This window comes from Rahnella sp. Larv3_ips (assembly GCF_003697865.1).
Taxonomy (GTDB): domain Bacteria; phylum Pseudomonadota; class Gammaproteobacteria; order Enterobacterales; family Enterobacteriaceae; genus Rahnella; species Rahnella rivi.
The window spans coordinates 1-4,864 of sequence record NZ_MJIB01000007.1 but is presented as its reverse complement, the minus strand read 5'-3'; the positions used below and the strand labels follow the sequence as shown (position 1 = coordinate 4,864).

The window sequence follows — 4,864 nt, the reverse complement described above, 5'->3', positions numbered from 1 at the left end:
CAACGATGGCAGTTGCGATATTGCCGTTTATTTGCAACTGACCGAGCGCGTGATCGTCAAACAGATTGACGCCGGTCTGCACGTGGAGCATTTTCCTGAACCGCCGCTGCCGGAGCCGGTGGAAAGGCCGCGTGAACTATACCTGCACGGCGAGTTAGTGAGTCAGTGGCATGAGTGAGCTGACCGCGTTTGATAACCGTATCGATGCACTGATTGCAGCGCTTTCACCACAGCGCCGAAAAGCTTTAGCGACAGAGATTGCAAAGCGTCTGCGCAAACACCAACAGCAGCGCATCAAGCGGCAGGTTACCCCGGAAGGGAAGCCATTCACCCCAAGACAGGATCAGATCCTCCGCAGCAAAAAAGGACGACTCAAGCGTGAGATGTTTAGCAAGCTGCGCACGGCCAAGTACATGAAGGCCAAAGGCTCAAATAATGATGCGGTGGTGGAGTTCACTAGCAGAGTTAAACGAATGGCTGAAGTGCATCAGTACGGCCTGCGAGATCGTCCGAACGTCTGGGCTAAAGAAGCGCCTTACCCTTCGCGCCCGCTGCTGGGACTGGATGCAGAAGATTTGAAGATTGTGGAAGATGAATTGCTAAATGTATTAGCTCAGGCTCGACCTGAAACAACTGCGGCAAAGAGCCAAACCTAATCTGAAAGGCAGCTCTGTGCCAAAAGCGGACGTTGCCACATCACCAAATACTCAATGGAATGCTCAAACTGGTACTGGAGGCACTTATACTAGCAAAGGTAATCCTGCTAACTGGGTTTCTTATGAAGTAAGAGACGGAGTGAGAGTAAGGAGAGTAAGGGTTGTTTATCAACCAGCCACAGGAAAGGTTGTTACAGCTTCTCCTGATAATGCGCCAGTGCCAAGTAGCTTTAAAAAAATACAAGGTAATTAAATGACTGAATTAGATGAAAAAATAAAATATTTTGGCAGTCTTTTTAAGAATCGCCTAGATAATGAATTACTTCAGGATGCAATTAATTATGTAGATCATGGTGAGAGGAGATTAGCCTTCGAAACAGTTTGTGATCATCTAAGTGAATATGAGGTACCGATAAACAAGGCAGAATATGATTTAGCTATATTTATTTGTAATGGGCTTAAAATAGATGCTGATGATATTAGTTTAAGACATTTAAAAGCATTAATTACATGATAGGGGATTCGGCCTGCGGCCACAGCAGAAAGGCTTTATGCCCATCCGGCTGCATCAGGCTGCGCCGGGTCACAGTCGCAGGCTCCTTCTCGTCTCGCCCGTTTACCCCACCCGCCCCAGTTATGTGTGGTCATGCAAAGTCAAACCCCGGTCTGGCAGGTGTGCCACAGAGCGCCGTGCCGTCGCTTGCGGGCCTCGCTGACCTGCTCCTCGTTGATTATCATTTTGTATGTAAGCATTGCGGCACTCAGTTTGTATTAGGAGCTGAAACATATCATGGCAGTGGTGGCTATTGGTCACCCGAGAATGAAAAACCATACGCAACATATGACGAAATATCGTCCTTGGTAGCCAAGACTAGTTGTTGTGGACTGCTTTGGGCCAAGGGCGGACGTGGCCAACTTCATCCTTTGTTAAATAAAGGGGAGCAGGTCAGGCCAGCGTAGAACCCCTAAATGCGGGTTTGAGCATTGATAACCGCAGGTCGCTACAGGGAGTTGACTTCAAAGATAGATCGATACCAAGAGAGATAGTCTGAAGCGCGCAGGGCCTCAACTGCGAGGATATCTGACATTTGTACGTCAATGACTACGATACCCGCCATTGCAGCTTCAATGGCAATCTTGCTAATAGCTGTCTGGATGTCACCGCGGCCTCTAAGACTAAGGTGTAACGTCACATCCGAGAGGGATACTTCAATAAAAATACCCGCCCCACCAACGATGGCGGTGTCATCCGCCTGCCATATAAGTCCAGGGAATAGTTGTTCGGCATATGCCTTGTAGTTCGATCGTGCGAAGGAACTGTCCTGCTCTAGTTCACCGATCGAATTCACTACACCCGTTGCTTTTACCAGCACGAAGTCAAGACTCATTATTTATTCCGACTTACTTTCATGAACGGACATTTTAACTTTTCCTGGCCAATAAGTTCCATCAACTCTTTGGCCTGATGCTGAATCGACCAGCCGGTCAGAAACGTCGGCGACGGAATAATCGCGTTCCGTTATCTGATGAACGGCTTCTTCCTTAAATTCAGGTGTAAATCGTGGTGTGCCCATTCGCCCCACCTATGCTCAAACTATAAGGCAGGATCGTCTACCGGGGTGGAGTTGTAAGTATCCCGGTAAACCGGACTATTCCCTTCTGGAGATCTTCCGGTATGTGGATTGGATTACCCTTAAAGCGAACTTCCCCTCATCGCTCACAGCGGACCTTGCCACGCGCGCAGGACTTTCATCTATCTAAATAATCCAATTCCATTGTTCATCAGGTTGATAAAATCATCAAACACGGGTGCACCTAAATCCGTCAGCACTTTAGCCTTAGCATCGCGTCCAATACCTATAAAGGGCAGGTTGAGATTGTTTGCAGCTTTTAAGTCCCATAATCCATCACCTATTGATATCACCGAATGCTTATGTGCAGCCGGAAATTTTTTACTACCCAAACGAATAGCTTCCCGCACGATCTCTTCGCGAGTTCTAAACTCTGATGCGGTAACCAAATCAACCTTTTCAGCGTCCACGCCTACTGCCGCCAGTTTTTTCACGGCACCAAACCGTAGGCTACCAGTGGCAAAAACAACGCTCCAAGAATGATCCTTTAACCACTGCAGGAAAACAGCGGCACCGGTAATTTCAGTGAAAGGTCTCGATGCAATTTCATGCTCAAGCGCGCAGCGATACTGGTATTCCAGCTCGGATAAATCAGGGCGACTTTCATAATGCGCCTCTTCCCAGGCTTCTTCGAAAATAGCGCTATCCGTGTGGTGGGTGTAGTCGCCCCAGTTTGTTCTGAGGTTTGGGAAAGAAAAGGTGCGTAGGGCGATTTCGAATGCACGTTGATGTTGCTCAACGCTGTCGGTCAGCGTGCCATCAATATCAAATATTACGATCCCTGAATCTACTTTATTCATTAACTCATTCCATCACGACAAAAAGTTTTATTCGTTGGGTTAGATAGTAATATCAACATATACCTGACATTCCGCTATTTATAGTAATTTATTCGCAATTAGAAATTCGTTTAATGGAAAAGCAACCCTTTCCATGAATTTTTGGCTCAGGAAAATTAATGTCTGTTTTTCGCTCAAAGCCGACTGTCAGATTTGTTGATGTTCTACCTACGAAATTTGTCAGCTCAAGTTAGAGTTAATATTCCTAAGTCAGTGATCCCCACGTTGTGCCACCCGCCATCAACCCGCCCCAAATTGTATGCCGCCTGACAGGGCGGCATTCTTTTATCCATGAATACATCCATTCCCAAACACGACATTCCGCGCCTGCTGCGCAATCTGATCCGCATTGGCACCGTTGCCGAGGTGGATTTAGTTGCGGGCACCTGTCGCGTGAACACCGGCGGCAACGTCACCGACTGGTTGCACTGGTTAACATCCCGCGCGGGGCGTTCCCGTTCATGGTGGGCACCGTCCGCCGGTGAGCAGGTCCTGCTGTTCTGCCTGGGCGGTGAGCTGGATACCGCCTTTGTGATGCCCGGCGTTTTCTCTGATGAATTTCCCGCCCCGTCCGCCTCGGCGGATGCCGTACACGTCACTTTCCCCGACGGCGCGGTGATCGAGTACGAGCCGAAGACCGGCGCGCTGCTGGCAACCGGCATTAAGTCTGCAACGGTGAACGCTGCCGATAAGGTGGCGGTGACTGCTCCGTTGATTACCTGCACGGCGAAAACCCGCATCACGCTCGACACGCCGGAAGTGGTCTGCACTAACAAACTCACCACCGCCACCATCGAGATTAAAAAGGGCGGCACCATGACCGGGAACCTCACCCATTCAGGCGGCAGCATCACGTCAAACGGCGTAGTTGTGCATACCCATAAACACGGCGGCGTCCAGACGGGCGGCGGTCAAACGCAGGTGCCGTCATGAGTAACGCAAAATACATTGGGCTGGCTCGCGATACGGGGGGCAGTGTCGAAGACCTGGCGCACATCCAGCAGTCGGTCAGCGACATTCTGCGCACGCCCGTCGGTTCCCGCGTCATGCGCCGTGACTATGGTTCACTGCTGTCTGAACTGACTGACCGCCCGCAGAACGCGGCGCTGCGGCTGCAAATAAGGCGGCCTGTTACAGCGCGATCCTCAAGTGGGAGCCGCGCGTCAGCCTCACCGGTATCACCTTTGAAACGACGTTCGACGGGAAAGCGGTGGTTGAACTCACCGGCATCCGCAAAGACACGTCCGCCGCCATCTCCTTAACCCTTCCAGTGAGCTGAATTATGGCAACTATCGACCTGAGCCAGTTACCCGCCCCCGACGTGGTGGAGGTACTGGATTATGAAATTCTGCTGGCGGAGCGCAAAGCCACGCTGGTGTCGCTGTACCCCGAAGACCAGCAGGCCGCCATCGCCCGCACGCTGACGCTGGAGTCCGAGCCGATTGTGAAACTGCTGGAGGAGAACGCCTACCGCGAAGTGATCCTGCGTCAGCGGGTTAACGAGGCGGCGCAGGCCGTGATGCTGGCCTACGCCACCGGCGCAGACCTGGACAACATCGCCGCCACGTTCAGCGTGGAACGCCTGACCATCACGCCTGCGGATAAAGTCAGCGTGCCCGCCGTGGCGGCGGTGATGGAAAGCGATGCCGATTTGCGTATCCGCGCGCAGCAGGCGTTTGAAGGGCTGAGCGTGGCGGGTCCGGTCGGCGCGTATGAGTATCACGGGCGCTCTGCCGAC

General features: G+C 51.5%; 6 protein-coding genes and 4 pseudogenes. 7 read left to right on the top strand and 3 right to left on the bottom strand.

The window, feature by feature from the left end; all coding sequences use genetic code 11:
• The 4 genes and pseudogenes from ED901_RS25390 to ED901_RS12845 all read left to right on the top strand — a co-directional run.
• Positions 1-178, top strand: a pseudogene (locus tag ED901_RS25390) (phage tail protein); the annotation flags it as partial.
• On the top strand, positions 171-656 hold the full coding sequence (locus ED901_RS12855; protein ID WP_122096137.1) for a phage virion morphogenesis protein: 486 nt from the start codon (positions 171-173) through the stop codon (positions 654-656). The pseudogene ED901_RS25390 and the gene ED901_RS12855, both read left to right, overlap by 8 nt.
• A gap of 16 nt (positions 657-672) precedes the next feature.
• Entirely contained in the window at positions 673-909 is a 237-nt protein-coding gene (locus ED901_RS12850) for a hypothetical protein (protein ID WP_371414306.1), read from the top strand.
• Complete coding sequence (locus ED901_RS12845; RefSeq protein WP_122096136.1) at positions 910-1,170, top strand: MafI family immunity protein; 261 nt, start codon at positions 910-912, stop codon at positions 1,168-1,170. It begins immediately after the preceding gene.
• Positions 1,171-1,657: 487 nt separating this feature from the next.
• Here ED901_RS12845 and ED901_RS12835 read toward each other — a convergent pair whose 3' ends face one another.
• The 3 genes and pseudogenes from ED901_RS12835 to ED901_RS12825 all read right to left on the bottom strand — a co-directional run bounded on the left by ED901_RS12835 (position 1,658) and on the right by ED901_RS12825 (position 3,087).
• Positions 1,658-2,044, bottom strand: coding sequence for a hypothetical protein (locus ED901_RS12835; RefSeq protein ID WP_122096134.1), 387 nt, complete (start codon positions 2,042-2,044; stop codon positions 1,658-1,660).
• Between the two features lie 78 nt (positions 2,045-2,122).
• A pseudogene (locus ED901_RS12830) lies at positions 2,123-2,230 on the bottom strand (transposase); the annotation flags it as partial.
• 179 nt (positions 2,231-2,409) lie between these two features.
• Positions 2,410-3,087, bottom strand: coding sequence for an HAD family hydrolase (locus ED901_RS12825; protein WP_122096133.1), 678 nt, complete (start codon positions 3,085-3,087; stop codon positions 2,410-2,412).
• 330 nt (positions 3,088-3,417) lie between these two features.
• Here ED901_RS12825 and ED901_RS12820 point away from each other — a divergent pair, with 330 nt between their 5' ends.
• From ED901_RS12820 to ED901_RS12810, 3 genes and pseudogenes are all read left to right on the top strand, one after another.
• Positions 3,418-4,059: a phage baseplate assembly protein V gene (locus ED901_RS12820; RefSeq protein ID WP_122096132.1), complete on the top strand. Its 642-nt coding sequence runs from the start codon at positions 3,418-3,420 to the stop codon at positions 4,057-4,059.
• Positions 4,056-4,405 (top strand): annotated as a pseudogene (locus tag ED901_RS12815) (GPW/gp25 family protein). The gene ED901_RS12820 and the pseudogene ED901_RS12815 overlap by 4 nt, the downstream one beginning before the upstream one ends.
• A gap of 3 nt (positions 4,406-4,408) precedes the next feature.
• A pseudogene (locus ED901_RS12810) lies at positions 4,409-4,864 on the top strand (baseplate assembly protein); the annotation flags it as partial.

What these genes read in the sequence shown, in the direction of transcription:
- ED901_RS12855 (WP_122096137.1), top strand. Translation starts at nt 171, where the DNA reads ATGAGTGAGCTGACCGCGTTTGATAACCGTATCGATGCACTGATTGCA.
- ED901_RS12845 (WP_122096136.1), top strand. Translation starts at nt 910, where the DNA reads ATGACTGAATTAGATGAAAAAATAAAATATTTTGGCAGTCTTTTTAAG.
- ED901_RS12835 (WP_122096134.1), bottom strand. Translation starts at nt 2,044, where the DNA reads ATGAGTCTTGACTTCGTGCTGGTAAAAGCAACGGGTGTAGTGAATTCG.
- ED901_RS12825 (WP_122096133.1), bottom strand. Translation starts at nt 3,087, where the DNA reads ATGAATAAAGTAGATTCAGGGATCGTAATATTTGATATTGATGGCACG.
- ED901_RS12820 (WP_122096132.1), top strand. Translation starts at nt 3,418, where the DNA reads ATGAATACATCCATTCCCAAACACGACATTCCGCGCCTGCTGCGCAAT.